The 25,610-nt window shown below is 68.0% G+C and carries 26 protein-coding genes; 17 read left to right on the top strand and 9 right to left on the bottom strand.

Features of this window, described 5'->3' with window-relative positions; genetic code table 11:
* Window positions 1-66: 66 nt before the first annotated feature.
* The 6 genes from NL126_RS00365 to NL126_RS00340 all read left to right on the top strand — a co-directional run bounded on the left by NL126_RS00365 (window position 67) and on the right by NL126_RS00340 (window position 6,809).
* On the top strand, window positions 67-1,068 hold the full coding sequence (locus NL126_RS00365) for a hypothetical protein (RefSeq protein ID WP_255196913.1): 1,002 nt from the start codon (window positions 67-69) through the stop codon (window positions 1,066-1,068).
* Complete coding sequence (locus NL126_RS00360) at window positions 1,068-2,807, top strand: GMC family oxidoreductase N-terminal domain-containing protein (protein WP_255196912.1); 1,740 nt, start codon at window positions 1,068-1,070, stop codon at window positions 2,805-2,807. The genes NL126_RS00365 and NL126_RS00360 overlap by 1 nt, the downstream gene beginning before the upstream one ends.
* 78 nt (window positions 2,808-2,885) lie before the next feature.
* Entirely contained in the window at window positions 2,886-4,472 is a 1,587-nt protein-coding gene (locus tag NL126_RS00355) for a sensor histidine kinase (RefSeq protein ID WP_255196911.1), read from the top strand.
* A 48-nt stretch (window positions 4,473-4,520) separates the two neighbouring features.
* Window positions 4,521-4,844, top strand: coding sequence for an uS10/mL48 family ribosomal protein (locus tag NL126_RS00350; protein WP_255196910.1), 324 nt, complete (start codon window positions 4,521-4,523; stop codon window positions 4,842-4,844).
* Between the two features lie 70 nt (window positions 4,845-4,914).
* Window positions 4,915-6,195, top strand: a complete 1,281-nt coding sequence (locus NL126_RS00345) for an amidohydrolase (protein ID WP_255196909.1) — start codon at window positions 4,915-4,917, stop codon at window positions 6,193-6,195.
* A 116-nt stretch (window positions 6,196-6,311) separates the two neighbouring features.
* Entirely contained in the window at window positions 6,312-6,809 is a 498-nt protein-coding gene (locus tag NL126_RS00340) for a hypothetical protein (RefSeq protein WP_255196908.1), read from the top strand.
* A 132-nt stretch (window positions 6,810-6,941) separates the two neighbouring features.
* On the opposite strand, the gene NL126_RS00335 is transcribed toward NL126_RS00340, so the two are convergent.
* On the bottom strand, window positions 6,942-8,312 hold the full coding sequence (locus NL126_RS00335; protein ID WP_255196907.1) for a geranylgeranyl reductase family protein: 1,371 nt from the start codon (window positions 8,310-8,312) through the stop codon (window positions 6,942-6,944).
* A 109-nt stretch (window positions 8,313-8,421) separates the two neighbouring features.
* On the opposite strand from NL126_RS00335, the gene NL126_RS00330 reads away from it, so the two are divergent.
* Entirely contained in the window at window positions 8,422-8,760 is a 339-nt protein-coding gene (locus NL126_RS00330) for a 2Fe-2S iron-sulfur cluster-binding protein (RefSeq protein WP_255196906.1), read from the top strand.
* A gap of 53 nt (window positions 8,761-8,813) precedes the next feature.
* Here the strand turns inward: NL126_RS00330 and NL126_RS00325 are convergent, their stop codons facing one another.
* The 3 genes from NL126_RS00325 to NL126_RS00315 form a co-directional block, all read right to left on the bottom strand.
* Complete coding sequence (locus NL126_RS00325) at window positions 8,814-10,256, bottom strand: amidase (RefSeq protein ID WP_255196905.1); 1,443 nt, start codon at window positions 10,254-10,256, stop codon at window positions 8,814-8,816.
* A gap of 75 nt (window positions 10,257-10,331) precedes the next feature.
* On the bottom strand, window positions 10,332-10,526 hold the full coding sequence (locus NL126_RS00320) for a hypothetical protein (protein ID WP_255196904.1): 195 nt from the start codon (window positions 10,524-10,526) through the stop codon (window positions 10,332-10,334).
* Window positions 10,527-10,673: 147 nt separating this feature from the next.
* Window positions 10,674-11,720 (bottom strand): NAD(P)/FAD-dependent oxidoreductase, encoded by a 1,047-nt coding sequence (locus NL126_RS00315; RefSeq protein WP_255196903.1) that lies wholly within the window; start codon window positions 11,718-11,720, stop codon window positions 10,674-10,676.
* 114 nt (window positions 11,721-11,834) lie between these two features.
* Here NL126_RS00315 and NL126_RS00310 point away from each other — a divergent pair, with 114 nt between their 5' ends.
* From NL126_RS00310 to NL126_RS00295, 4 genes are all read left to right on the top strand, one after another.
* Window positions 11,835-12,176, top strand: a complete 342-nt coding sequence (locus tag NL126_RS00310; protein WP_255196902.1) for a glutaredoxin family protein — start codon at window positions 11,835-11,837, stop codon at window positions 12,174-12,176.
* A 134-nt stretch (window positions 12,177-12,310) separates the two neighbouring features.
* On the top strand, window positions 12,311-12,949 hold the full coding sequence (locus NL126_RS00305; RefSeq protein ID WP_255196901.1) for a DUF7110 family protein: 639 nt from the start codon (window positions 12,311-12,313) through the stop codon (window positions 12,947-12,949).
* Window positions 12,950-13,092: 143 nt separating this feature from the next.
* Complete coding sequence (locus NL126_RS00300) at window positions 13,093-14,064, top strand: phosphoadenosine phosphosulfate reductase family protein (protein ID WP_255196900.1); 972 nt, start codon at window positions 13,093-13,095, stop codon at window positions 14,062-14,064.
* Between the two features lie 151 nt (window positions 14,065-14,215).
* Complete coding sequence (locus NL126_RS00295) at window positions 14,216-15,160, top strand: phosphoadenosine phosphosulfate reductase family protein (protein ID WP_255196899.1); 945 nt, start codon at window positions 14,216-14,218, stop codon at window positions 15,158-15,160.
* Window positions 15,161-15,364: 204 nt separating this feature from the next.
* Here NL126_RS00295 and NL126_RS00290 read toward each other — a convergent pair whose 3' ends face one another.
* The 3 genes from NL126_RS00290 to NL126_RS00280 all read right to left on the bottom strand — a co-directional run bounded on the left by NL126_RS00290 (window position 15,365) and on the right by NL126_RS00280 (window position 17,498).
* Window positions 15,365-15,550: a DUF7333 family protein gene (locus NL126_RS00290; protein WP_255196898.1), complete on the bottom strand. Its 186-nt coding sequence runs from the start codon at window positions 15,548-15,550 to the stop codon at window positions 15,365-15,367.
* A 51-nt stretch (window positions 15,551-15,601) separates the two neighbouring features.
* Window positions 15,602-16,378, bottom strand: coding sequence for a hypothetical protein (locus tag NL126_RS00285; protein ID WP_255196897.1), 777 nt, complete (start codon window positions 16,376-16,378; stop codon window positions 15,602-15,604).
* A gap of 178 nt (window positions 16,379-16,556) precedes the next feature.
* Entirely contained in the window at window positions 16,557-17,498 is a 942-nt protein-coding gene (locus tag NL126_RS00280; RefSeq protein ID WP_255196896.1) for a transcription initiation factor IIB, read from the bottom strand.
* A gap of 219 nt (window positions 17,499-17,717) precedes the next feature.
* On the opposite strand from NL126_RS00280, the gene yjjX reads away from it, so the two are divergent.
* Window positions 17,718-18,221 carry an inosine/xanthosine triphosphatase gene (gene yjjX, locus NL126_RS00275; RefSeq protein ID WP_255196895.1) on the top strand — a complete coding sequence of 168 codons (504 nt, stop codon included), beginning with the start codon at window positions 17,718-17,720 and terminating at the stop codon, window positions 18,219-18,221.
* Window positions 18,222-18,225: 4 nt separating this feature from the next.
* Here yjjX and NL126_RS00270 read toward each other — a convergent pair whose 3' ends face one another.
* Window positions 18,226-20,085, bottom strand: coding sequence for a flippase-like domain-containing protein (locus tag NL126_RS00270; RefSeq protein ID WP_255196894.1), 1,860 nt, complete (start codon window positions 20,083-20,085; stop codon window positions 18,226-18,228).
* Window positions 20,086-20,169: 84 nt separating this feature from the next.
* On the opposite strand from NL126_RS00270, the gene NL126_RS00265 reads away from it, so the two are divergent.
* Both NL126_RS00265 and NL126_RS00260 read left to right on the top strand, forming a co-directional pair.
* Entirely contained in the window at window positions 20,170-21,423 is a 1,254-nt protein-coding gene (locus NL126_RS00265) for a calcium:cation antiporter family protein (protein ID WP_255196893.1), read from the top strand.
* Window positions 21,424-21,460: 37 nt separating this feature from the next.
* The gene (locus NL126_RS00260) at window positions 21,461-21,721 is read left to right on the top strand and encodes a CDGSH iron-sulfur domain-containing protein (RefSeq protein WP_255196892.1); all 261 of its coding nucleotides are present in this window, start codon (window positions 21,461-21,463) and stop codon (window positions 21,719-21,721) included.
* Here the strand turns inward: NL126_RS00260 and NL126_RS00255 are convergent.
* Window positions 21,718-23,445 carry a radical SAM protein gene (locus NL126_RS00255; RefSeq protein ID WP_255196891.1) on the bottom strand — a complete coding sequence of 576 codons (1,728 nt, stop codon included), beginning with the start codon at window positions 23,443-23,445 and terminating at the stop codon, window positions 21,718-21,720. The genes NL126_RS00260 and NL126_RS00255 overlap by 4 nt on opposite strands.
* Before the next feature lie 99 nt (window positions 23,446-23,544).
* On the opposite strand from NL126_RS00255, the gene NL126_RS00250 reads away from it, so the two are divergent.
* Genes NL126_RS00250 through NL126_RS00240 form a run of 3 tightly spaced genes read left to right on the top strand, consistent with a single transcriptional unit; the run spans window position 23,545 to window position 25,508 of the window.
* Entirely contained in the window at window positions 23,545-24,453 is a 909-nt protein-coding gene (locus tag NL126_RS00250; RefSeq protein ID WP_255196890.1) for an RsmB/NOP family class I SAM-dependent RNA methyltransferase, read from the top strand.
* Window positions 24,450-24,956 carry a DUF7122 family protein gene (locus NL126_RS00245; RefSeq protein WP_255196889.1) on the top strand — a complete coding sequence of 169 codons (507 nt, stop codon included), beginning with the start codon at window positions 24,450-24,452 and terminating at the stop codon, window positions 24,954-24,956. The genes NL126_RS00250 and NL126_RS00245 overlap by 4 nt, the downstream gene beginning before the upstream one ends.
* A gap of 45 nt (window positions 24,957-25,001) precedes the next feature.
* Complete coding sequence (locus NL126_RS00240) at window positions 25,002-25,508, top strand: hypothetical protein (protein WP_255196888.1); 507 nt, start codon at window positions 25,002-25,004, stop codon at window positions 25,506-25,508.
* Window positions 25,509-25,610 lie beyond the last annotated feature (102 nt).

Below are 25,610 nucleotides of genomic sequence, written 5' to 3'. Positions count from 1 at the left end.
GTTTTCAACTCCCGGACCATGCTGGCCGAACGGTTTTGGCCGTGTGTCTGAATGAACTCTCCAACGATGGCCGAGTTTACGCTCGACAGGCGGACGCTCGTCCGGTCGGTGGGGGCCGCAGGCGGACTCTCGTTGCTGTCGGCGGCGGCCGACGTAGCAGCCGCCGAGACGCCACCGACGCCGGACACCGACCCGCACACCCAGCTCACGTACGCGGCGGTCGTGGACGCCGTGATTCCGCGCACGCCCGACCTCGCTGACGACCTCGGTGCCGAACACGTCCCCGGCGGGCTCGAGGCTGGGCTGGACGCGTACCTCGTCACGTACGTCAACGACCTGTTTTCGGGACTCTCACCCGCCGGCGACCGCACCGGTGACCTCCGACTCGCCGAGCCGGTGGCGATGGTGCTGGAGGAAGCCGCAGCGGAACTCGTCGCGCGCGGTGGCAACGAGTCGGCGCCCTCCTCGCGGTTCGTCGCCGACCTCACCGACCGCTCGACCACGGTTGGCGACGCCGTCGACGTGGCCGCGGCGGGGCTGTTCCCCCGCCTCTCCCGACAGGACCGGCTCAACGCGATGGCGCTGTTCGACGAGAAGGCGGTCGACACCGCACCTCTCGCCGACGAGCTCCCGGTGCCACTGGTCGAGAGTGCCGGCACCCTCCTGCCGACCCTCCTCGTCGGCTTCACCGAGGTCGTCTACTACAGCGAGTGGCAGGGGTACGCTGACATCACGGTCCGGCCCTCTGAACGGCAGTTCACGAACGACTCCGAGGCCGTGCAGTCGTGGCGACAGACCGAATTTCCTGGTGTTGCGGACGGCTACGCGGCGTTCCGCGGCTACTGGGGCGGCGACGACGTCTCGCTCGGCGACGGTGAGATGTGGAAACCGGTCGGCGACCGCGCCATCTCGTTCGAGTCCGGCGCGTTCCGCGAGAACGAGTACGACACCTCGGGCTACGAGGAGCCGTTCCCCACGGACGGAACGCCCGCGAGCGACGGGGTCGTGAGCGGCGGCCAGCCGCCCGCGACACCCGACGACGGGGCGTTCGGCGGAGGTGGGTTCTGATGGTCGCGAGTGAGTACGACGTGGTCGTCGTCGGGGCGGGTGGTGACGGGCCGGTCGCGGCGTGGAAGCTTGGTCGAGCGGGACTCGACGTGCTCGTGCTCGAAGCGGGGCCGTTCCACGGCAACGAGCAGTGGCCGAACCCGCACGAGGAGCCGGGTGGCGAGGTTTCCTCCTCGCCCGCAGACCTCTCGGGCGACCTGCTCGACGAGCAGTTCACCACCCGCGAACTGGAGATGACCGAGAAGCTCCTGTGGGGGCCGGCGGACTACGAGCGCGGCTTCTGGTTCCGGAAGTTCCCGGGCGGCGGGGCGACGATTCAGGCCGCGGGCGTCGGCGGCACCACCCTGCTCTACACCTCGAACCACCCGCGGGCCTATCCGGCAGCCATCGACGAACAGCCGCACTGGCCCGACTCGTTCAGCTACGCGGACCTCGTGCCCTACTACGAGGAGGTCGAGGCGATGACGGGGGTGGCGCCCGCGCCCGTCACCGCCAAAGAGGAGCTGTTCTTCCAGGGCGCCGAGGCGCAGGGCTGGGACCTGCTCGACAAGAAGAACGTCGACGGGCCCGGCTACCGCCCGCAACCGAACGCCATCCACCAGCCCGACGAGAAGCTCCACGTCGACAGCGACTACGACGGGCCACTCGAGTACCCGGAAGTCGAGGGGCACACGATGGCACTCGGCGAGATCTCGGGGAACCCGTTCCCGCGGGGTGCGCCGTTCGAGGAGAAGGCCAAGCGGTCGTCGAACGTCTCGTTCGTTCCTCCGGCACTCGAGACCGGGAACGTCACGGTTCGCCCGAACGCGTTCGTCACGGACGTCCACACCACGTCCACGCTCGGTACCCCCGAGGCGACGGGCGTGACGTTCCGCGACACCTGGTCGGGACAGACCGAGTCCGTCGACGCAGACGTGGTCGTGCTCGCGGCGGGTGCCATCGAGACGCCACGGCTGTGGCTCAACACCGACCTCCCGGACAACGGTCACGTCGGAAAGGGGCTCACCATCCACTTCGGGGACAACGTGATGGGGCTGTGGCGCGGCGACGAGGCCCGCGCCGAGTTGCTCCAGCGCGTCGGCAAGGACACCGTCGACCAGCAGGAGGGCGAGGTCATCGCCGCGCGCTTCGACTACCCGGGGCTCGGGATGCTCCAGACGACGGGCACCAAGCCGGGCATCCAGGCCATCCTCGGCTTCGGCGCCTCCTCGTCGGGGTTCACGTTCACCAACGACACCGCGAACGAGCCGTGGGACACGATGGGGCGGCTCGCCGGCCCGCAGTTGAAGGAACTGCTCTCGGACTACCGGCGGATGCTCCCGGTGCTCGTCGTCACCGACGACCGCCCCCACGAGCGCAACAGCGTCTCGGTCGTCGACGGCGTCGAGGACGAACACGGTCCCGTCCCGCAGGTGAACTACACCCCGAGCGAGGGCGACATCCAGCGGCGCGACGAACTGGCGCGCATCTGTGCGCGCATCCTGCGGTCGGCGGACGCGGACCACGTCCACCGCTCCGACTCACCGCCCACTGCGATTCACGTCCACTCGACGATGCGGATGGGGAAGGTCGTCGACACGGGCTGTGAGTCGTACGACGTCGACCGGCTGTTCGTCGCGGACCACTCCGTGATGGCGAACTCACTGGGCGGGCCGAACCCCACGAACACCGGGCAGGCGCTCGCCGCACGCACGGCCGACCACATCCTCGAACGCTACTTCCCGCGCCACGCCGACTGAGGGAGTGGGCGGCACGGCGCCGAGTGCGCGCACGGGCTCTATCTTTATTACAGCCTGTCACATCTTACGGATCGCAACATGGGGGGACGGATGAACTACAGCGGGCTGGTCATCGCGGGCCTCGGCTTCTTCCTCACCCGGTTCACGGTGACGCTCGCGCTCTACGAGGACCCGGTGCGGTTCTTCTTCGCGGGCGTCGTGCCGCTGGTGCTCGGGCTCGGGCTGGCGGCGTTCGGCGTGGCGCTCACCGTCGCCGACGTGGAGCGGTCGCTGGTCCGGACGACCGCGACCTGGTGTGTCATCGGCGCGGGGACGATGTTCGTCCTCGTGGTGTTGACGCTCCTGGGGTCGGCGAGCCCCGACCTCTCCGACCCGGCGACGGTCCTCTCGCGGACGTACCTCTCGAACTTCCTCATCGGCGGGAGCGTCGGTGGCACGTTGACCGGGCTCTACGCCGCGCGCAACCGCCGACAGCGGCGCACGCTCTACCAGCAGGCGAACCGCCTCGAGGTGCTGAATCGCCTGCTCCGCCACGAGATACTCAACTCGCTGACCGCGATTCGCGGGTACGCCGCGCTCTCGGCGGAGGGGAACCGCGAGGCGCAGGGCATCATCGAGCGCCGCTCGGACGCCATCGCCGAGACGGTCGAACAGGTCAAGTATCTCGCCCGGAGCACGCTGACGGACGACAGCTGGGGGACGCCGGTGGCGCTCGACGACTGCATCGAAGCGAGCCTCGAAACCGTCCGTGAGACGCATCCCGACGCGAGCATCTCGGTCGAGTCCGGGGCGGCGGACGTCGCTGTGCTCGCCAACGACCGGCTGGAACAGGCGCTCACCCACCTGCTCGAGAACGCCGTCGTCCACTCCTCGTCGGCGACCCCGACGGCCCGGGTGACGGTCGACGCCACCGCCCGCACGGCTCGCGTCTCCGTTCACGACGACGGGCCGGGCCTCCCCGAGGCCCAGCGCCGACTCCTCGAAGACGGCGTCATCACCGAGTTCGACGACCCCCGAGACGGCTACGGGCTGAACGTGGTCCGGCTCCTCGTCGAGAGCTATCGCGGCGACATCGAGACGGACGTCGGCCCGAACGGGACGACGGTCACGCTGGTCCTGCCGCTCGCGGCTGCCCGCGACTCGACGCCCCGGTCGAACCCCACCGGGCTGACCGGGGTCCGACCCGCCTTGCCACAGCTCCTCGTCACGCTCGCGGCAGCCCTCGCTGCGGGCGTCGTCTACGGGCTCGTCTCCGAGCAGTTCGGTGGCTCGGTGTCGGTCATCGGCGTCTTCTACGGCGTCGATAACTGGGTCGTCGGCTGGGTCACTCACGAGTTCCACAGCGTCGTCTTCGGGTTCGTGTTCGCGGGGCTCGTCTCGCTCGTCCCGTCGCGACACCGCACCGACCTCCGCGTCTCCGTCGCCGTCGGGGCAGCGTGGTCGGTGGTGCTGTGGTTCGTCGCGGCTGGCATCATCTCGGCGCTCTGGCTCCAGTTGCTGGGGATTCCGGCGTCGCTTCCGAGCCTCTCGCTGCCGCTGCTCGTGAGCCACCTCGCGTGGGGCGTCTCGCTCGGGATTCTCTCGGCGCTCGGCTACGAGCACGTCTCCCCGCGGCTGGCCGAGCTGGGCGAGCGGCTCCGGTCGGGTCGCCGCAGCGCGGCCTGACCGGAAAGGGTGAGTTTTTAGCCGTCGCTACAGTGTTCCCACCAACAGATGCCCTTCGTCACCAAACTCACCTTCCAGAGCGGGGACCGGGATGTCCTCGACCGGGTCGTCGACGACATCAAACGCACCGCCGAGCAGAAGGGCGTCGAGCTGAAGGGACCGCACCCGAAGCCGACGACCGACCTGCACGTCCCCCAGCAGAAGCGGCTCGCACCCGGTGACAGTTTCGAGAAGTGGCGCTACACGGTGTACGCCCGCGACATCGAGATCCACGGCAACGACGAGTTCGCCCGGCGCGTGGCGGGCGACGAGTACCCGTCGAGCATCCACATCGAAGCGGACGTGAAACAGACGCGCGGCGCGGGTCGCTGAGTCGTGTTCGGCCCTGCATCGTCCCGACGGCCCTGAAAAGCAATTAACCCCCCGCGCCCTCGTGGTAGGCATGAGCCTCACCACCCGAGACGCGCTGGTCGAGTTGCGCCGCGATCTCCACCGCAGACCCGAGCCGGCGTGGCGGGAGTTCTACACCACCTCGCGTATCGTCGACGAGATCGAACGCATCGGCGTCGACGAGCTGTACGTCGGCCGCGACGCCCTCGCCACGGACGAGCGGATGGCCGTCCCCGACGAGGAGACCATCGCTGAGTGGTACGCACAGGCCCGCGAGGAGGGCGCCCGCGAGGACGTCCTCGAGAAGTGTGCGGGCGGCCACACCGGCGCGGTCGCCGTCGTCGAGAAGGGCGACGGCCCCACGGTCGCCCTGCGCGTGGACATCGACGCGCTCCCCCGCGCCGAGAGTACCGACGACGACCATCTCCCGGCGAGCGAGGGGTTCCGCTCCGAACACGAGGGGACGATGCACGCCTGCGGGCACGACGCGCACGCGACCATCGGGCTCGGCGTGCTCCAGCGCATCAAGGACAGCGACTTCGAGGGGACGCTCAAACTCCTCTTCCAGCCGGCCGAGGAGGTCGTCGGCGGTGGGAAGGCGATGGCCGAGTCCGGCCACCTCGACGACGTCGACTATCTGCTGGCGATTCACGTCGGGCTCGACCACCCGACGGGCGAGATCGTCGCGGGCATCGACGGCTTCCTCGCGGTCACACAGTTCCACGCCGAGTTCACGGGCTATCCGGGCCACGCCGGCGCCCGCCCCGAGGAGGGCCGCAACGCCGTGCAGGCGATGGCCGCCGCGGTGCAGGGGCTGTACGGCATTCCCCGTCACTCCGACGGGGCGACGCGCGTGAACGTCGGGCGCGTCGAGGGCGGGACGGCCACCAACATCATCCCCGAGACCGCACGCATCGAGGCCGAGGTTCGGGGCCAGACGACGGAACTGAACGAGTACATGTACGACCGCGCGATGGACGCCGTCGAGGGCGCGGCCACGAGCTACGGCTGTGAGGTCGACGTCGCGGTCGTGGGCGATGCGCCGAGCGCGCGGAGCGACGACGCGCTCGTCGACATCGTCTACGACATCGCCGGTGGCGTCGACGGCGTCACCTCGCGGCTGCGTCGCGACGACCTCGGCGGCAGCGAGGACGCCACCTACCTCATGCAGTACGTGCAGGACCGTGGGGGGCTCGCCGCGTACGTCGGCGTCGGGACGGACCACCCCGGCGGCCACCACACCGCGACGTTCGACACCGACGAGGACTCGCTGCCAATCGGCATCGACACGGTGGTCGGGTCGATACTCGACATCGCCGAGCGCAGTCCCTAACCTCTCCGCGACCGCTGTTCATTCCGTTTATCGTCGTTCAGAGCCGTTCAATCTGCTGAATTCGGCAGAACGGCTTGCCCCCTCTAAGTACCACCCGCCCAGTAGGAGGAGATGCGATGAACGTGAAACACCTCGCCGCGATGCTGCTCGCGGCACTGGTCGTGACGGCTGGTGCGGCTGGCGCGGTCGCCGCCGCACCTGGAAACGCTCCCGACGACGCGGGCTCGCAGGCGGACGACCGCCCGGACGCGAACGAGAACGCGTCGGACGCTGACGACAGCGACGAGATGAACGAGTCCGCCGAGCAGCACCGTGAGGACGACCCGGAGAACGCGTCGGACGCGGCTGACGAGAACGCCTCGGAGGCTGCCGACGCCGAGGGCCAGCAGGGCCCGCCGGTCGACATGCCCGAGCAGGTCCCTGACCACGTCGAGGAGATCCACAGCGTCATCAACGGCTACCTCGACGGAAGCGTCGACTCGCTCGGCGAGGCGCTCCAGGACGTCGTCCCCGGTGACGACGGCGAGGAGAACGCTGACGAGAACGCCGACGCGTCGGCCGACGAGGACGCCAACGAGACGGCGACCGCCACGCCGACCGCGACCCCGGCGTAACGTCGAGTCACACCCCCCACGCTACGGTGCACACCCGTAGCTCCCCTGTCACTGCACCCACCGGCCCGCGCCCTCTTCGGGGCGTGGGCCGTTTTTCGTTGTGTTGCGAGTCGCGAGGACCAGAGACCGATTCTAGTACTTCGCTTCCGCGCCGGTCTCCGCGTAGATGTCGTCCATAATCGAATCGCGCTGCGAGCGCCACGCGTCGAAGCCGGCCGGCGAGTCCGGATAGCTCTCGTAGTGCTCGAGCAGGCGGTCGGCGAGCCCCTTCGTCCTGTAGAGGTCGTACATCGTCCCGAGGTGGTTGCGGGCTTTCCAGAGCGTCTTGACCGCCAGCAGGGGATTCACGCCCGACGAGCCGGAATAGAGCGCCTCCGAAATCTGCCGGCCGGGAATCGCGCCGGCGAGGGCCGTCAGGTCCGAAATCTCGTAGGCGGTCGAGAAGATGTTGTAGACGTCGAGCGCGGCGTAGCGGCCGCCGAAGTGGTCCATCACGCGGCTGTTGTACTCCCACAGGCTCTCCTCGGAGTAGTCCTCGTGCTCGATGGCCTCGATACACTGCTCGCCGGCGTACTTCCCGGAGTAGGCCGCACCGGCGATGCCCCCACCCGAGATGGGGTTGACGTGGGCGGCGGCGTCACCGACGGCGATGTAGCCCGGCGCAGTCCCCGAGTCGTACGTCCGGCGCGTGGGCAGGGCCGCACCGAGTTTGTCCTTCACTTTCGCGTTCTTGAACTCCGGGCGCTGCTGGAGGTCCTCGCGCAGGTCGCCGACGAGCTTCATCGGCTCCTCGCTCATCTGGAAGCCGAGCCCGACGTTGATCTCGGTGGGGGTCCGCGGGAAGTACCAGAGGTAGCCGGCCGACCGCTTGGTGGGCTTGAAGACGAGCGCGTCGTGCCACTCGACCGGCTCTTCGACCTCGACGACCTCGCGGTACGCCGAGGAGAACTGCGAGAACCGGACGTTCGTGTCCATCGTCGCGCCTGAGAAGTCGCCCTTGTCCTGCAGGATGGAGAGCGCGCCCGCGCCGTCGATGACCATCTCGGCCTCGTAGCTGACGGGCTCGCCCCTGCGGACGCCCTCGAAGCCGGTGACGCGGCCGGTGTCGTCCTGCGTAAGCGTCTTGACGACGGTGTCGTAGTGGAACTCCGTGCCGGCTTCCCTCGCGCCCTCGATGATGAGTTTCCCGTACTTCAGGCGGTCGATAACCGCGAGCTCGCCGGGGACGGGGATGTCGAGTTCGACGCCCTGCTCGGGCGCCTCGAACCGGCCGTGGTCGACGGCCGTATTCGTGAAGGCGGGTTCGAGCTTCGACTTCGGGATCTCCTCGGGGAAGTTGTTCGCGCCCTTGAGCGCGTCGCCGCAGGCGATGTGGCCCGCTTCGTCCGCCGTCTTCCGCTCGACGATGACGACGTCGTAGCCCGCGCTGGCGACCGTCGCGGCGGCGTAACAGCCCCCAGTGCCCGCGCCGACGACGGCTACGTCGTACTCGTGGGTAGTCATGGAAAACCGGTGCAACCGGACGGCTAAAACTCTTTATTCCGAATCCGTCCTCAACTCGAGGTCAGGTCCGTCCGAAAAGAGTTTTGACGCGGGTGGGCCATTCGCAGGTATGACCGACTACACCGTCGAGTTCGTCGGGACGGGCGAGACCATCACCGTCTCCGACAAACAGACCATCCTCTCGCGCTGTATCGAGGAGGGTATCGCACAGGAGTACTCCTGTCGCGTCGGGATGTGTCTGGCCTGTTCGGCCGAGATCGTGGAGGGTGAGGTCGAACAGACGGTCGCCGTGAAGCGCGGTCTCACCGAGGAGGAGGCGGAACGGTACGCGCTGACGTGCATGGCGCGCCCCGCCTCGGATCTCAAACTCGACCGCGGGAAGTACCCGCCGAGCATCGAGAACCTGGGCGACGAGGACGCGGGGGCGGCGTTCGCAGACGACGATTGATACGGCTGCGGCAATTACAATCGGCGACGGCTGACCCACCTGCCGTAGCCTGATTACTTCCCGGGATACGTCTCGGCCCACGGGTTCGCCCGTTCGAACGCCGCCGCGACCGCGAGCAACGTCGACTCCGAGTAGCGCTTCCCGACGAGTTGCATCCCCACCGGGAGGCCGTCGTCGGTCAGGCCCGCGGGCACACAGACGACGGGGTGGCCGGTGACGTTGAACACCCACGGGAGCGACCAGTCGGTGAGCGTGCCGTTCGCAGGCTGCCCGGCGATTTCGGTCGGGTCGTGCGCGTCGAGCGGGAACGGCGGGAGCGCCATCGTGGGGCAGACGAGTGCGTCGTGGCCGTCGAGGGCGTCTTCGATGGCGTCGTACATCGCCGTCCGCGTGACGTTCTGGACGTTGTGCTCGATGGCCTCGTGGCCGCGGCCCATCGCGACCGTCGCCTGCAGCGACGACGAGACCTCACAGTCGTCAGCCATCAGGTCGACGCCGTGTATCTCTTCGATTTCGCGCGCGAGCGTCGCGAACTTCGCCGTGGCCTGCACCGAGAACGCGTACTGGAGGTCCATCTTCCCCGGCCCACCGACGGTCACGTCTTCCACCTCTGTCCCGGCGTCGGCGAGCGCATCGACGGCGTCACCCACCGCATCGCGGACCGACTCCTCGACGGTGAACATGTCGAGGTCGGGCGAGTACGCTACCGACAGTTCTTCGGCGGGGGTGTCGAGCGCCGCGGCGTAGTCGTCGCCCGGATGCGGCACGGAGAACGGGTCGCGGTCGTCCGGGCCGACGAGCACGTCTAGCATCACCGCGAGGTCTGCGACCGAGCGGGCCATCGGGCCGACGACGCCGGTCGGGGTGTGCCCCGAGAAGCTGTCCGGGCGGCGTTCGGCGGGGATCAGGCCGAACGTCGGCTTCACCGAGACGACGTGACAACAGGACGCGGGCACCCGGAGCGACCCCCTGACGTCCGAGCCCGTCGCGATGGTCGTCAGTCCGTCCGCGAGGGCGGCGGCCGAACCCCCAGACGAACCGCCGGCGATGCGGTCGCGGGCGAACGGGGTTCCCGTAGGGCCGACGAGTTCGTTGTCGGTCCGCGGCTTGTGGCCGAACTCCGGCGTGTTCGTCTTTCCGAGTGGGATGGCGCCGGCGGCTTCCAGCCGCTCCGTGATGACGGCATCGTGGTCGGCGACGTTGTCCGCAAAGGGCTTCGCGCCGTACGTCGTCTTCACGCCCGCCTTGTGCGCGTAGAGGTCCTTCAGCGCGAGCGGGACGCCGTGGAGCGGGCCGAGGTCTTCGCCCGCTTCGACTGCGCGCTCGGCTTCGCGGGCCATCTCGCGGGCCTCGTCGGCGATGACGGTGATGTAGGCGTTCGACAGCTCGTTGCGCGCCGCGATGCGGTCGAGGAAGGCGTCGACGAGGTCGACCGGCGACAGCTCGCCGGCCTTGACGGCATCTGCCGTTTCGACGGCGCTCCGGTAGTGGTCCATACCCCGCCTGTGGGTGGGAGTCGCATAGAAGTTCGGCCGATGATTACAGGATACACCCGCGGATTTTCGCAGTGGTCACGCCATGTCGGCGAGCGAGACGGCGTGGGCGATGTCGATGGTGATCCAGTGGGTCGTTATCTCGTCGTCACGCTCGGAGAAGAGCGTCACCGTCGTCGGCGCGAACTCGTCGTCGTACGCCCACGAGAGGGCCGTGGCGAACTCCTCGGCCGTCCGCCACGGGGTGCTGCCGGTGCGATGAGTAACTGACACGTATCTTCACCTATGTGGTAGATAGTCGGGAACGAGCATAAGCTGGGAGTCACTCTCTCACGGGGTGAGAAGCGTCCGAAGGGGGTTTGAATAGTACCAGCCTGGCGCTCGGGACACGACGCTGCCGACGGTGGATGCCTGTGGCGATCAGTCGTCGTCCGCCGCCGCGGTCTCGTCTGCGGGCGGGCCGCCAGCGTGCGCCTTCGCGCGCTCGCGGAGTCGCTCGGACATCGCCGGGGCGGCGTCCTCGGGGACCGATCCGCCGTGGGCCTCGATGTCGTCGAGACTCATCGGGAACGTGCGGGCGTCCATGTAGATGCCGATGCCGCAGTTCGCGCCCTCGCCCATCGCGATGGGGATCTGGTTGTGGCCGGGCGTCACGTCGCCCACGGCGTAGACGCCGTCGACGTTCGTGCGGCCGTGGTCGTCGACCGCGATGGTGCCGTCGTCGTTCACCTCGACGCCGAGCGACTCGGCGAGCGCCGTGTTGTACTCCGAGCCGTACATCGGGAACCCGCCTCTGTACTCGCGTCGGGTGCCGTCCTCGAAGACGAACGCTTCGAGCCAGCCGTCTTCGTCCTTCTCCATCGATTCGATCTCCTCGTGAACCACGTCGACGGGGTGCGCGTCCAGCAGCTTGCCGGTCTCCTCGGACCACTCCGGCTCCTCGCCGCGGGTGAGGAGGTCGACCTCGTCGGTGAAGTTGAGCATGATCATCGCGACGTACGCCGCGGAATTGCTGGTACCCATCACGTACACCGACTCGTCGACGAACATGTACGCATCACAGTGGAGACAGTAGTGGAGGCCGCGGCCCGTTCGTGGGAGTGGCGGGTCGGGCCGCACGTCGGAGAAGCCGGTAGCAAAGACGACCCGGTCGCTCACGACCGTCACGTTGCCGGCCTCGATGCGGTAGCGGCCATCGTCGGTCGGCTCGACTGCGGTGACCGTGTCGCGGTAGTAGTCGGCACCGTAGTCCTGAATCTGCTGCTGGGCGGTCGCGAGGAACTCGTTGCCCGACGTCTCCTCGGTGACGCCGATGACGTTGTGCGTGTCGAGCATCATCGCCGCTCGGCCGCCGCCCCGGTTTATCATCGCGGTGTCCTGCCCGAGTCGCGTCGTGTAGAGTGCCGTGGTCAGTCCGGCCGGCCCGCCACCGACGACCGTGACCCCGTACTCCTCGATGTCTGTCATCACCCCTCCGTTGCGGCGTGACGCCCATAACTCCAACGTGAGCGGTAGGTAACCGCGGGTACCTCCTCCCGCGGTGGCGAAACGCCCTTCCGGACTGGGGCCCGAGAGACGGTCATGACGTTCGACCCGAACCAGAGCCTCCCGCAGGAGGAAGTCGACGAGATCGTTCGCGAGGCCATCGAGAGCAACGACGTGGTGCTGTTCATGAAGGGGACGCCGATGATGCCGCAGTGCGGCTACTCGGACAAGGCGCTAAAGCTCATCGGGAGCCACCGCGAGGAGTTCGAGACGGTCGACGTGCTCCAGTCGCTCGACGAGTTCCGTGTCGCCCTGAACGAGCACAGCGGCTGGGAGACCATCCCGCAGACGTTCGTCGACGGCGAGTTCGTCGGCGGGAGTGACGTCCTCGGGCAACTGGAGGAGGAAGGCGACCTCGGTGCGACGCTCTCGGCGTGAGGCGGCCACGTCTCCGTGTTTGATGTTAACACGCCACGCGAGGAAGGGCAGACACTATAAGTGTGAAACCCTTAGGAACACTCGACCATGCAGCGGTCAGGGGCAGGTTGCCCCAACTCGGGACAGGGAATACCATGACCAGTCGTGTATTCAGACTCCATTCGACGCTTGAACTGCCACTTGACGACGTACACGAATTCTTCGACGAGGTCGAACTGCCCGTGGAGATCGAGGACATCGAGATCACACGCCGCAACAACACGCTGATCATCAGCGCCGTTGCGGCCGAGGACAACATCTCGAAGTACACTCCCACGGCACAGCTCAAAGCCTCCGTCACGGAGAACCGCGTGTACGAGGACGAGAACGGAGAGTGGGTCGAGGAGATGCCCGAACAGGAGGGCGGCGGCTTCGGTGCCAGCAGCGCCGGCGGCAGCGGCGACGGCCCCTCCTGGGGAAGCCTCGGCCAGGCGCAGGAGGAGGAGCCGAAGATCAACTCCAAGCTCCGCGAGTACGCCTGCTTCAAGGGCGACCGCGAGACCGTCCTCCAGAACACCGCGCTCCAGTATCCGATGTTCGAGGTGCTGTGTGACCTCGCGCGCTTCGCCGAGAAGGGAGAACTCACCGCCATCGCCGCGGTCGACGACGAACTCGAGGCCCACCGAATCGTCGACGGCGAGGACCGAGCCGCGACCATCGAGATCATCGAGGACCCGACCGAGCGCGAGGCCGAGAACTCGGTCAAGTGGCGCGACAACAAGTTCATCAACTGAACGCCGTTCTCTCCGTTTTTCCCGTCCCGAGCCCCCGCTGTTTCGCGGGCGCGCGCTCGCGCGATCCCCTGTGAAACCATCACACGAAACCGACGAAGAGCCAAAAGGAATTTGAACCTGGTAATTAGATATTATTACGACCGATGAGTCAGTTCCCCGACTACCTCGACGTCGACTACAGCGACGGTGACGGCGAGACGCCGGACGACTATCCGAGCATCGAAGACAAACTCGAGAAGGCGCTGGAGGTCGTCGAGACCGGCCTGCGCGAGTACGAGAACCCGGCCGTGATGTGGACCGGCGGGAAGGACTCGACGCTCACGCTCTACTTCGTGAAGGAGGTCGTCGAGCAGTACGACGACCTCGAGCTGCCGACGACGGTGTTCATCGACCACTACCAGCACTTCGACGAGCTGATGGAGTTCGTCCGCCGCTGGGCCGACGAGTGGGACCTCGAAGTCGTCTGGGCGCGCAACACGGACGTCGGCGAGTACGTCGACGAGAACGGCCTGGAGCCCGGTGACGACATCCCGGTCGACGCGCTCTCGGAGCACAACCAGCACCACATCCGCAACATCCTCGAGTACGAGGAGGACACGTTCCCGTTCCTGCTCGACACGTACGTCGGCAACCACCTGCTGAAGACGGTGGCGCTCAACGACACGCTCGAAGCCGAGAACATCGACGGCATCATCTCGGGCATCCGCTGGGACGAGCAGGAGGCCCGCGCCGACGAGACGTTCTTCTCGCCGCGGCACGACCCGGACATCTACCCGCCGCACGACCGCATCCAGCCCATCCTCCAGTTCAAGGAGGCCGACGTCTGGGACGCGTTCTGGTACTTCGTCGTTCCGGAGACGGTCGACGAGTACCCGGACGACGGCTACGTCCCGCAGGGCTACGACGACCTGCCGAACGGCCTCGACCACGAGGACATCCCGGTCTCGCCGAAGTACTTCGCCGGCTTCCGCTCGCTCGGCTCGGAGATCTCGACCGACAAGAGCGCCGAGGAGCCCGCGTGGCTGCAGGACATGGAGAACACCACCGAACGCGCCGGCCGTGCCCAGGACAAGGAGGACCTCATGGAGCGCCTCCGCGACCTGGGCTACATGTAACGCACCTTTTTGCACTTCCATCGCGCGGCTTCGCCGCGCTCGGTGAACCGTCGCTCGCTTCGTTCTCGAGGGATGCAACGGTCCCGTTTCGCTGTTCAGTGCTACCCGTAGTCTCGGAATACCAATAACCTCGAACGTCGTCCAGACGGCGATGAGTACCTTCCCAGAGTACGTCTCGCTCGACTACGACGCTGGTCGTGGCGGGGCAGCCAGCGACTACCCGACGCTCGGTGAGAAGTTCGAACAGGCCGTCGCCGTCACCCGTGAGGCGCTCGATACGTACCAGAATCCCGCCGTGCTGTGGACCGGTGGCAAGGACTCGACGCTCGTGCTCTACGTCGTCCAGCAGGTCTGTGCCGAGGACGGTCGAGCAGTGCCACCCGTCGTGTTCATCGACCACTTCCAGCACTTCGACGAGACCATCGCGTTCGTCGAGCGGTGGGCCGACGAGTGGGACCTCGACCTGATCATGGCGCGAAACGAGGCCATCGCCGGGCTCGGGATGCAGCCGGGCGAGTCGATGCCCGTCGCCGACCTCCCCGAGTCCGTGCGCCGCGAGCTCGCGCGCCTCGACTACGAGGGCGACGAGTTCGTCCTCGACGCGGACTCGATGGCCGGCAACCACCTGCTGAAGACGGTCGCGATGAACGACCTCGTCGAGAAAGAGGGGTACGACGCGCTGTTCTCCGGCGTCCGCTGGGATGAGCAGGCGGCCCGCGCGACGGAGACGTTCTTCTCGCCGCGACACGACGCCGCGAAGTACCCGCCGCACGACCGCGTTCACCCAATCCTCCAGTTCGACGAACGCGCGGTCTGGGACGGCTTCTGGCACTACATCGTCCCCGACAGCGTCGACGGCTACCCCGCGGGCCACGTCCCCGAGTCCGTCGACGACCTCGCGGGATTCGAGCCCACGGACCTGCCGGTCTCCCCGAAGTACTTCGAGGGCTACCGCTCGCTCGGGACCCGCGAGGGCTCCGGCACTGCCGCTGACCGGCCCGCGTGGCTCCGCGTCGGCGAGGGCAGCGAACGCGAGGGCCGCGCACAGGACAAGGAGGGGCTGATGGCCCAGTTGCGCGACCTCGGCTACATGTAACGCACTTTTTGCACGCTCGGCGCAGCTTCGCCGCGCCTCGCGGCAAAAACTTGCGGAAAAAGACACGGCGGGCCTCCTGCCGCGGCCTTCGACCGCGCTAGTCGGCCCTTGGTCTCGCTGGCTCACTCCGTTCGCCAGCGATGAACCGCTCGGCGCTTCGCGCCTCGCGGATGCTTCGACTCGTTCTGTTTCGCCTGGCCCGATTTACCGCGACGCCCGATACTCCCCGTGTTTCACGCCGACGAACAGCGTCACCAGTCCGAACACGACCAGTCCCGCGCTGATGCCGAGTGAGATGGTCTGCGGCATCGGGCTAGTGACGGTTCCCCCAACGATGACGGCGAGCAGGACGACGAACACCGCGGCTGTCGTCTTGGCGTCGAACTCCATGGTCGAGGTAGGGGCAGCGGCCTCAAGAGCGTACGGCCTGCGGAAAACCAGTCAGTCGTCGTCCTGCTCGCCCTTGGGCCGGACCACGTCCGCGAGCGTGACGAGCGTGCCGACGATCCAGCCGAGCGGGACGGCGATAGCGAACCACATGATGACGTAGGCGACGCCTTCGAGGTCGTACTCCGCGCGGAGGAACGTCGAGACGGGTTCGAGCGGCGTGGCCGCGAGCGCGTCGAGGAACTCCTCGGCGAGGTCGTAGCTCCCCGGGAGCACGGCGTCCGCGACGACCGGTGAGTAGAGCGCCGCGACCACGGGCGGGAGGAAGATGGCCGTCATCGCGAACGGGTACGCGACCAGCACGGTCGTCCCCCGGCCGCCGACGCGGGTGAACACCACGGCGAGCACACTCGCGAGGACCGCGGTGAGCGAGGCAGCGGCGACCGCAAAGAACCCCTCGGCGGAGGCGCCGAACTGTATCCGCGCGGCGAGCGTCAGTGCTCCCCACACGAGGACCGAGAGGATGACGACCCCGAGAAGGCCGACACGCGCGACCCCCCTGTCGACCCGCCGAGAGTAGAACCGGGCGGCGAATCCAAGCAGTGCGAGGGGGTAGAGGATAGCGATGAGCGGCCAGCCGAGCGCCCCCCACACCCGGTACTTCACCTTATCACCGGTCGTGGTCGGCTTCCACTTTCCGAGCACCGAGTGGGCTGCCCCTCGCTGGCGCGGGAACAGGAGCTCCATCCACGTCTCGTGGAGGCGGACGACGTCGACCCGGATGCCGTCGACGACCCCCGACCGCTCCTCGGTACTCTGTTCGGTTGCCATACAGGACTCCTGCGCGCCGCCCAACGTGAATTTTCCGGCCTAGAAACGAGTGATGCTATGGAGGAGTCTGCGACAACGACGCGGATACCACCTCGGAAGCCCCCACCAGTCCACCAGGTGTGACTCTAGCGGGAGTCGTCGCTCGCCAACGGGCTGAATCGGGAGAACGAGGCGTCGGTTACGCGACCGGGAGGTCCTGCTCGGCTTCGAGCAGTTCGTGGTAGCGGTTCCGAATCGTGACCTCGGAGATGTCCGCGACCTCGCTGACGGCGGCCTGCGTCGTCTTCTCGTTGGTCAGGAGCGCGGCGGCGTAGACGGCCGCGGCAGCGAGTCCGACCGGCGACTTTCCGGAGTGGACACCCTGCTCCTTCGCGTTGCGGAGCAGCTTGCGTGCGCGGTTCTCCGCCTCGTCCGAGAGGCCGAGCGAGGAGGCGAACCGGGGGACGTAGCTCTCGGGGTCCGCGGGGGCGACCTCCAGCCCGAGCTCGCGGACGACGTAGCGGTAGGTGCGCGCGATCTCGCTCTTCTCGACGCGGGAGACCTCCGCAATCTCGTCCAGCGAGCGGGGGACGCCGGCCTGCCGGGCGGCGGCGTAGACGGCCGAGGTCGAGACACCCTCGATGCTGCGGCCGGGCAGGAGGTTCTCGTCGAGCGCGCGGCGGTAGATGACGGAGGCGGTCTCGCGGACGTTGTCCGGGAGGCCGAGCGCACTCGACATGCGGTCGATCTCACCGAGCGCCTGCTTCAGGTTGCGCTCCTTCGAGTCTCTCGTTCGAAAGCGCTCGTTCCATTTTCGCAGGCGCTGCATCTTCTGGCGCTGGTTCGAGTTCAGGGAGTTTCCGTAGGCGTCCTGGTCGCGCCAGTCGATGTTGGTCGACAGCCCCTTGTCGTGCATCATGTTCGTCGTCGGGGCACCCACGCGGGACTTCTTGTCCTTCTCGGCGGCGTCGAACGCGCGCCACTCCGGCCCGCGGTCGATGTTCTGGTCGTCGACGACGAGCCCGCAGTCGTCACATACGGTCTCGTGGTCGCCGGTCTGGTTCAGCGAGCCGCCACACTCGGGACAGCCCGTGGTCTGTTCCTGTTCGTCGGTCGTTCGCGTTCGTACGTTCTGGCTCATCGGTTGGCTGGCGGGGGCTACCGGGGTGTGCTGCGGAAGAAGCGCCCGGCTAGCTATCGCTGATAACCCGGTTCGAAAGACGATTATTTAAACGTTTCGAGAGTACATCCGTCCGAGGCCGGAAACCCACGTATTTCGCCGTGAATTGGGAGTGTCGATGACAGTTTATATACAGTCTACGTTACCAAGGCACAAGCCAGTCGTCGCCGATTCGAGGGTATGCACGTCGCCGTCGGGAGTCGAAATCCCGTCAAGGTCGCCGCCGTCGAGGCCGCGCTTCCCGAAGCCGAAGTCGAGGCGGTGGGTGTCGAATCGGGCGTCGCCGAACAGCCGTTCGGGCTCGCGGAGACGGTCACCGGAGCCGAGAACCGCGCCCGGCGAGCGCTCCCCGGCTACGCCCTCGCGGTCGGTATCGAAGGCGGCGTCGCGCGCCTCGACGCAGTCGAGGGGCTGTGGCTCGTCATGTGGGCTGCCGCGACCGACGGCGACCGCTGGGGTCGCGGCGGTGGTCCCTCGCTCCGGCTCCCCGACGGTATCGCCACCCGCATCGAAGCCGGCGAGGAACTCGGTCCGGTGATGGACGACGTACTCGGCACCGAAGACGTCGCGAAGAAGCAGGGCGCGGCCGGCGCGCTGACCGGAACCCTCACCGACCGCGAGACCGCGCTCCGGGAGGCGGTCGCGGGGGCGCTCGGCCCGTTCGTCACCGACCACTACGACTGAGTCGTTACTCGCGGGTCGTCCCTCCCCGCTCGCCCGTGGCGAGGCCGTCGCGTTGCTCGGCCTCGCTGGCCTCGTCGACCGCCTTCGTCAGCGAGACGTTGAACACGAGCGTCGAGGCCACCCCGCCGATGACCGTGACGACGTTCTTCACGGCGTGGTCGACCACTGCGACGGCGAGGGCGACGGCCGCGGTGAGCGTCACGCCCGCGAGCGCCGGGGTCAGGACCACGACCAGGAGGGTGAACGCGCCCTCGTACAGCCCGATGCCCCCGGGCGAGAGGGGCAACACCTTCGCGAGGTTCCCGACGCTCACCGCGAAGAACGACAGCGCCACGAGCGGCACGAGCGGGACGTCCGGCACTCCGGGGGTCGTCGTGAACGCCTGGAACACGAGTATCGCCGTGACGACGTCGAGCGTCCAGATGAGCAGCGACGAGCCGCCGACGCGGAGGAAGGCGTCGCGGTTGGCGGCGACGGCCTGGACGTCCGCGACGAACGAGCCGACGACCTCCGCCACGAGTTCGACGTACGAGTCGTCGCTCACGCGGTCGAGCGCAGCCCGGACGAAGTCACGGTCGCTGCGGGCGCTGGCGACGATGACGCCGACGGCGAGTACCGCGGCGACGCCGACGCCCGCCGCCACCAGCAGGGCGGTCCGCCCGCTGGCGACGACGTCGTCGGACGTCCCTGCGAGCGAGGGGTCGAGTCCCACGGCGGCAAAGCCCAGCAGGACCGTCCCCGCGAGCACCGTGATGGTCAGCAGGTCGAAGACCCGCTCGACGGCGAGCGACGCGAATCCCGAAGGGTACGGAACGCCCCGGCGGGCCTTCAGCACGTACGCGCGGACGGCGTCACCGGCGCGCGCCGGGAACACGAGGTTGCCCGTCTGTGAGATGAAGATGGCTCCCGTCAGGAACCCGAGTTCGCCATCGTACCCGAGTTCCGCGAGGATATCGCGGTAGCGTGCCCCCCGGAGGGGCCACGAGAGGGCGTAGACGAGCGCGGCTGCGGCCACCAGTCGGAGGTCCGCCCCGCCGATGGCTGCCAGCACGTCGCTCGGGTCGAGGTAGACGGTCATCAGCGCGAGTGCCGCGACGATGAGCAGCGTCCCGGCGGCGAGCGCCACCCGCCGCGTCGCGCGTGGGCGCACGGAGAACTCCCACCACACCCGGAGAATCTGGCTCCCCATCCCGAACACGTCGCGCACGAGGTCGACCTTCGTGTCGCCCTTCGGCGTCCAGTCGACGGGGAACTCCTTCACGCGGTAGCCGGCACGCTGGGCGCGCACCAGCACCTCGGTGTCCCAGAACCAGTGGTCGTCCTCGACGTCTTCGAGCAGGGCGAAGAGAGCCTCACGGTCGAACGCTTTGAACCCGCACTGGTGGTCGTAGAGGTCCGACCGGAGGAACAGCTTGACGAGGCTGTTGTAGCCAGTCGAGGCGACCCCGCGCTCGGGCTCGCGGTCCTGTTTCTCCCCGGGAATCCGTCGCGAGCCCGTCACCACGTCGTACCCCTCCGAGCGCACGGACTCGACCAGCTCTTCGAGGTGCTGCATGTCGGTCGCGAGGTCCGTGTCGAAGTAGACGAGCGTGTCGCCGTGGCTCGCCTCGAAGGCGCGTTCGAGCGCCCCACCCCGGCCGAGCCGCTCGTCGCTGTGGAAGTGTCGGACGCGGGGGTCTTCGGCGGCGAGTCGGTCGGCGATCTCGGGGGTCCGGTCCTCACAGCCGTCTTCGGCCACGATGACCTCGAACGCGTCGTCGGGGAGGAACGAGGCGAGCGTCGAGAGCGTGACCTCGACGGTGTGCTCGATGGTGGCCTCCTCGTTGTACGCGGGGAGGACGACGCTCACCTCTACGTCGTTCATTGCCCGCGGATAGCGGAGACGCGAGTAAGAACCTTCTGGACAGGGAGGGAAGATATAACCGGCCCTGGAGTGTCGCATCGAACGATGTCACGACGACGGAGCCTGCTCGCGCTCGCGGCCGTGACGCTGCTGACCATTCCCTGGCTCGCCCTCCGCGGGCTCGGGATGGTCGAGACACTCCCGACGGTCGCGGTCATCGCGACGAGCGGTGTCGCCGTCGTCGGCGCGGCGTTCCTCCTGACGTGGGCCGCCGAAACCGCCGAGGGGGACGTCCCCCGGTCGTTCGCGCTCGCGGTGCTGGCCATCATCGCGGTCGCCCCCGAGTACGCGGTCGACGCGCTGTACGCGTGGGAGGCGGGCCAGTTCGCCGGGACGCCTGCGGGCGACGCCGCCGCGAACCTCGCGGTCGCGAACATGACCGGTGCGAACCGCATCCTCGTCGGCCTCGGCTGGTCGCTCATCGCGCTGTACGCGGTCTATCGAACACAGCGCGGCGGTGACACGGCCGTCGTCAAACGCGAGGGGTTCCTGGCCGACGCCGTCGAACTGGAGCCACGCATCTCGGTCGAGCTCTGCTTCCTCGGCGCGGCGACGGTCGTCGCGTTCTTCGTCCCCTTCTTCGGCGGCATCGGGGCGTTCGACGCCATCGTGCTCGTGTCCATCTACGCCGCGTACGTCGCGGTCATCCTCCGGGGTGAGTCGAGCCACGAGCAGCCGCTCGGGGTGCCCGGCTACCTCCAGTCGCTGTCTCGGCCGCGACGCATCACGGCCATCCTCCTGTTGTTCGTGTTCTCGGCGGCCGTCATCCTGCTCGCGGTCAAACCGTTCGCCAAGGGCCTGGAGACGCTCGGGCCCCGTCTCGGCGTCTCCTCGTTCTTCATGATCCAGTGGGTCGCGCCGCTCGCCTCCGAGAGCCCGGAGTTCATCGCCTGCGCGTACCTCGTCCGGAAGGCTCGAACGACGGCGTCGTTCAACGCGCTCATCTCCTCGAAGCTCAACCAGTGGACCCTGCTCATCGGGACGCTCGCGGTCGTCTACAGTCTCTCGCTCGGCTACTACGACGTGCTCTCGTTCTCTCAGCGACAGGCGGGCGAGATCTGGCTGACCGCGGCCCAGAGCTTCTTCGCCGTCACGCTACTCGTCGACTTCGAGATCAGCGTCCGTGAGGCGCTGCTACTCCTCGGCCTGTTCGGCATGCAGTTCCACCCGCTGTTCCAGACGTTCGAGGGCCTGGTCGCGTTCAGCCTCGTGTACGTCGTCCTCGGGGTGGTGATGCTCGTGAGCCGCTACGAGCGACTGCCGAAACTGGTTCGGACGGCCCGCCGGACCGCGAGCTAAGGGACAGCCCCTTGCCTGCCCGGCGCTTTCCACCGATATGCGCGAGGTCACGCACACCGCGACCGGCCCGCTCAAGCTCGACGAGGACGACATCGACCCCGAGAAGGGTGACATCGCGGTCTGTCTCTGTGGGCTCTCCGACGACCACCCGTTCTGTGACGGCTCACACCGGGCGACCCGTGACGAGGAGCCGGGCGTGCGCTACAAGTACGACGGCGACAGCGACGATGGCGAGCGGCGAGTCGTGGAGCTGGTCGAGATGGATACCGGCGAGGCGGGCGATGCCGACGCCGACTAGTCTGCCGCGTCGGGCGTGCCGACGGTGAAGAAGTCAGCGAGTCGGGCGTCGTTGCCGTCGACCACCTCCGCGAGGTCGGTGTACGGCCGGCCGACGACGATATCGCCGGCGGTCTGCTTGCCGATGCCGGGCACCGCCGCGAGTTCGGCCATCGACGCGCTGTTCACGTCAAGCGGATAGGGGACGCCCGTCACCGACCGGTAGCCGTGGTCCGTGATGGCCACGTCGATGGACTGCCCGAGGTCGAGTTCGCCCGGAATCCCCACCAGCAGCGCGTACGTTCCCAGTTGACGACCGAACGTCTTGCCGTCCTGATGGTACTCGAGGTGGACGTCCGGGAGCACCGTTCCGGGCGGCGCGACCCGCTGGAGCATCGGGTTGTCGATGGTCTCTCGCACCTCCCGCTTGTAGCTCTTGAAGTTCCGCTTGTGCTCCTTCGCGATGTCGGCGCCCGTCTCGGCCATCTCGGTGCCCTCGAACGCCATCACCTGCCGGATGTTGATGCGCCGGAGCATCAGCCCCTCGTCGAGCACCGACTGGAGGAACTGCTTGTTGTGCTCGTACGTCTCGGGCCGCTCGCCCATCAGCCCGTGGACGAGGTTGATGCCGGGGAGGAGCTTCGGCAGGCGCTTGGGGGCGTCGGGGCCGAACGTCGGCGCGTCGTCTGGAGATTCGCCGGGGCGCCAGCCACCCTCCTCGTTGACGATGCGAACGGCCTCCAGACACTCCTCGGCCGTGACGAGGAGGTTGTTCTGCTCCTGGACGACGGGGTCTGCGGATTCGAGACCGAACGCCGCCGTGTCGCCGGGCGTGTTGTGCTCGGCGATGATGCGGATGGCCGCTCTCGACCGCTCGGGGTAGTCCGTGATGGTCACGGGGTTCATGTTGTCGAGGTGGAGCGTGCCGAGGTCGGGTGCCACCTCACGAATCCCGCCGTAGAGGTCGCGCAGGGCGTCGGGGTTCGGCGCCTCCCCGTCGCCGCCGAACGCGAGGATGTCGGCCTGTCGGCCCAGCCGGAAGTGCCGGGCACCCCGCGCGTAGAGGTTCTCGACCTCCTTCACGACGGAGTCAGCGGTCCGGAACGCCGGGTCGCCATACATGGGCTCCGTGCAGAACGAGCATCGGTAGGCACACCCACGAGAGGTCTCCATCTCGCAGATGAGGTAGTCGGGCTGGTTCGGGTGCTGTTCGACGACGAACGCCCCCTTCGCGGCCCAGCGGTCGATCTCCTCGTTCGAGCGGTAGCGGTTCTCGAACCCCTCCAGCCCCCCGTGGGCGAGGTCGTACGCCGCGGCCTCGACGTCGGCCATCGCGAGGAAGTCGAAGTCCAGGTCGTCCCGGTGCATGTCCTGTGCTCCGGCGTTCTCCTCGCCGACGCCGAACCGGATGGGCCCACCCATCATGCTCGTGCCGTTCGCGGTCCACGCCATCTCGCGGACCTCGTCGGGTTCGGCGGGCGTCCCCCCCACGTACTTCCCGGGGACGGTCATCCCCCCGACGTAGACGAACAGGTCGGCCTCCTCGACGTCCTGCCACTTGTGGCGGTCCTCGCGGAGTTCGTCGATGGTGTGATAGGTGATCTGCGCTTCGGGGACGCCCGCGTCCACGAGCGCGCCGGCCGTGTACCGTGGGTAGGTCGAGATGTACGGCGGGACCCCGAAGTGCGCGGGCTCGTCCACGTAGCCGTCGACGAGCGTGACGCTGAGGTCGGCGGGGTCGGTCATCGTCGGAAGAAGCGGTTCGAGGAGTAAAACGCCGCCGGTCCACCCACGAAGCCCACTCCGAATCCGAAACCACAAGCGCGCCCGACTGGAACCGACGGTATGGACGTTCTCGCGCGCTACGAGCCGCTGATGGACGACCCGGCGGCGTTCCGGGCGGCCTGCGAGCGGCCGCTCCCGCAGGCCGTGCGGGTGAACACGCTCAAGACGACGGTCGAGCGCGCCCGCGCGGCGCTCGACGCGGAGGGCATCGACTACGAGCCGGTCGACTGGCACGACACGCTGTTCCGTATCCCGACCGACAAACCGGGGAACACGTGGCCGTACTTCCACGGCTGGCTCTACGGGCAGGAGGAGGTGTCGGCGGTGCCGGCGCTCGTCTGTGACCCGGAGCCCGGCGACCGCGTGCTCGACCCCTGTGCGGCCCCGGGCTCGAAGACCACGCATCTCGCCGCGCTGATGGAGGACACGGGCCTCCTGGTGGCGAACGACTCGAACCTCGGGCGCATCTCGGCGCTCCGGTCGAACACCGAGCGCTGCGGCATCACGAACGTCGCGGTCACGAAATCCGACGCCCGGAACTTCTCGCTGAAACCCTTCGATGGGGAGAAGTTCGACCGCGCGCTCGTCGACGTGCCCTGCTCGTGTGAGGGCACCATCCGAAAGAACCCGGACGCGCTCGACGAGTGGACGCTCGACCACGTCGAGGGCGTCTCGGGCGTCCAGAAGGGCATCCTCGGGCGAGCCATCGAGGTCACCAGAGACGGGGGAACGGTCGTCTACTCGACGTGTACGTTCGCGCCGGAGGAGAACGAGGCCGTCCTCGACCACGCGCTCGAGAACTACGACGTCGAACTCGTCGACTACGACCTGCCACTCGACCACGCCCCCGGCGTCACCGAGTGGGATGGTACCGAGTACGACTCCTCGATGACGCGTGCCAAGCGCATCTACCCGCAGCACAACGACACGGGCGGGTTCTTCTGTGCGAAACTGGAGGTGGCCGAATGAGGGAGAACGTCGGTCGCCGGTTCGGCCGCGTTCCCGAAACCGATGCCGACCGCGAGGTCGAGGGCCGGCCCTCTCGCGAGGCCATCGTCGACTTCTGGCACGACCGTTATGGTATCCCGCGGGAGACGTGGGCCGACTACTCCTTCTGGGAGCGCGGCTCGGGGAAGATCTGGGCGTTCCACGGCGAGGTGCCGTCGCCCGTCCGGATTCAGGGGCTCGGGATGGCCGTACTCAGGACCGACCACGACCACTGGAAGCCGACGACGAACGCCGCCCAGCGGTTCGGCCGACTCGCCACCGAGTGCGTCATCGACCTTTCGAGCGACGAAGCCGAAGCGTTCGTCGCCGGCCACGACCAGGAGCTTCCCGACTGGGACGGCGACTGGGGCTATCTCATCGCCACGCACGAGCTCGCGGGCGAGCGCGAACCCATCGGCGTCGGCCTCTATCTCCACGGCGAACTCCGTTCGCAGATCCCCAAGGGGCGACAGCGCGACCTCTAGCTCCGGGAACGGTACGCTGATACGACTCACGTCCATTCGTTCGCTATGGACCGGGCGTTCCTCGCCACCGTTCTCGCGGCCGTCGTCCTCCTCGTCGCCGGCATCGGCGCGGGCGTCTTCCTCGGCGGCACCGGCGCGTTCGACGACCGCCCCCGAATCGACCCCGCCGTAACGGGCTTCTCTGCCGGGAACGTCACCTGTAAGCCGAATCCTGCTACGACCCCGAAGGTCGACACCGGCAACACCTCTCGGGGGACGTTCCTCGTCCTCCGGACGAACCTCTCGCTCGCGGACGCGGAGACGCTACCGACGAACGCCACCATCCGGGAGTCGGGACTCGCGAACTACACCCTCACCATCGAACCGGGGGCGGCGGCGGTCCCCACCTGTGACGACGACGAGACGCCCGTCGTGTTCACCCAGGTGTTCTTCGAGGTGCCGCACCCCGGCGAGGAACCGTACGGAGTGACCGTCACCTACGGCGACGATGCGCTGTTCCGCCTCCGTAACGACCCGCAGGGGCTTCGGGTCCAGAACGCGACGGGTAACTGAAACGGGCGTTTGTGCTTACGCGAGGGCTAAGCCACCGGCGCTCCCGGCTCCGAACGCGACGGGCCGTTCCTGTCACCCACCGGGGAGTGGGGAGGCTCGTCG

Origin of the sequence: Halorarius litoreus, from assembly GCF_024362405.1 — an archaeon.
Taxonomy (GTDB): Archaea; Halobacteriota; Halobacteria; order Halobacteriales; family Haloarculaceae; genus Halorarius; species Halorarius litoreus.
This window is presented reverse-complemented; position numbering and strand designations above follow the sequence as displayed.

What these genes read in the sequence shown, in the direction of transcription:
- NL126_RS00365 (WP_255196913.1), top strand. Translation starts at nt 67, where the DNA reads ATGGCCGAGTTTACGCTCGACAGGCGGACGCTCGTCCGGTCGGTGGGG.
- NL126_RS00360 (WP_255196912.1), top strand. Translation starts at nt 1,068, where the DNA reads ATGGTCGCGAGTGAGTACGACGTGGTCGTCGTCGGGGCGGGTGGTGAC.
- NL126_RS00355 (WP_255196911.1), top strand. Translation starts at nt 2,886, where the DNA reads ATGGGGGGACGGATGAACTACAGCGGGCTGGTCATCGCGGGCCTCGGC.
- NL126_RS00350 (WP_255196910.1), top strand. Translation starts at nt 4,521, where the DNA reads ATGCCCTTCGTCACCAAACTCACCTTCCAGAGCGGGGACCGGGATGTC.
- NL126_RS00345 (WP_255196909.1), top strand. Translation starts at nt 4,915, where the DNA reads ATGAGCCTCACCACCCGAGACGCGCTGGTCGAGTTGCGCCGCGATCTC.
- NL126_RS00340 (WP_255196908.1), top strand. Translation starts at nt 6,312, where the DNA reads ATGAACGTGAAACACCTCGCCGCGATGCTGCTCGCGGCACTGGTCGTG.
- NL126_RS00335 (WP_255196907.1), bottom strand. Translation starts at nt 8,312, where the DNA reads ATGACTACCCACGAGTACGACGTAGCCGTCGTCGGCGCGGGCACTGGG.
- NL126_RS00330 (WP_255196906.1), top strand. Translation starts at nt 8,422, where the DNA reads ATGACCGACTACACCGTCGAGTTCGTCGGGACGGGCGAGACCATCACC.
- NL126_RS00325 (WP_255196905.1), bottom strand. Translation starts at nt 10,256, where the DNA reads ATGGACCACTACCGGAGCGCCGTCGAAACGGCAGATGCCGTCAAGGCC.
- NL126_RS00315 (WP_255196903.1), bottom strand. Translation starts at nt 11,720, where the DNA reads ATGACAGACATCGAGGAGTACGGGGTCACGGTCGTCGGTGGCGGGCCG.
- NL126_RS00310 (WP_255196902.1), top strand. Translation starts at nt 11,835, where the DNA reads ATGACGTTCGACCCGAACCAGAGCCTCCCGCAGGAGGAAGTCGACGAG.
- NL126_RS00305 (WP_255196901.1), top strand. Translation starts at nt 12,311, where the DNA reads ATGACCAGTCGTGTATTCAGACTCCATTCGACGCTTGAACTGCCACTT.
- NL126_RS00300 (WP_255196900.1), top strand. Translation starts at nt 13,093, where the DNA reads ATGAGTCAGTTCCCCGACTACCTCGACGTCGACTACAGCGACGGTGAC.
- NL126_RS00295 (WP_255196899.1), top strand. Translation starts at nt 14,216, where the DNA reads ATGAGTACCTTCCCAGAGTACGTCTCGCTCGACTACGACGCTGGTCGT.
- NL126_RS00290 (WP_255196898.1), bottom strand. Translation starts at nt 15,550, where the DNA reads ATGGAGTTCGACGCCAAGACGACAGCCGCGGTGTTCGTCGTCCTGCTC.
- NL126_RS00285 (WP_255196897.1), bottom strand. Translation starts at nt 16,378, where the DNA reads ATGGCAACCGAACAGAGTACCGAGGAGCGGTCGGGGGTCGTCGACGGC.
- NL126_RS00280 (WP_255196896.1), bottom strand. Translation starts at nt 17,498, where the DNA reads ATGAGCCAGAACGTACGAACGCGAACGACCGACGAACAGGAACAGACC.
- yjjX (WP_255196895.1), top strand. Translation starts at nt 17,718, where the DNA reads ATGCACGTCGCCGTCGGGAGTCGAAATCCCGTCAAGGTCGCCGCCGTC.
- NL126_RS00270 (WP_255196894.1), bottom strand. Translation starts at nt 20,085, where the DNA reads ATGAACGACGTAGAGGTGAGCGTCGTCCTCCCCGCGTACAACGAGGAG.
- NL126_RS00265 (WP_255196893.1), top strand. Translation starts at nt 20,170, where the DNA reads ATGTCACGACGACGGAGCCTGCTCGCGCTCGCGGCCGTGACGCTGCTG.
- NL126_RS00260 (WP_255196892.1), top strand. Translation starts at nt 21,461, where the DNA reads ATGCGCGAGGTCACGCACACCGCGACCGGCCCGCTCAAGCTCGACGAG.
- NL126_RS00255 (WP_255196891.1), bottom strand. Translation starts at nt 23,445, where the DNA reads ATGACCGACCCCGCCGACCTCAGCGTCACGCTCGTCGACGGCTACGTG.
- NL126_RS00250 (WP_255196890.1), top strand. Translation starts at nt 23,545, where the DNA reads ATGGACGTTCTCGCGCGCTACGAGCCGCTGATGGACGACCCGGCGGCG.
- NL126_RS00245 (WP_255196889.1), top strand. Translation starts at nt 24,450, where the DNA reads ATGAGGGAGAACGTCGGTCGCCGGTTCGGCCGCGTTCCCGAAACCGAT.
- NL126_RS00240 (WP_255196888.1), top strand. Translation starts at nt 25,002, where the DNA reads ATGGACCGGGCGTTCCTCGCCACCGTTCTCGCGGCCGTCGTCCTCCTC.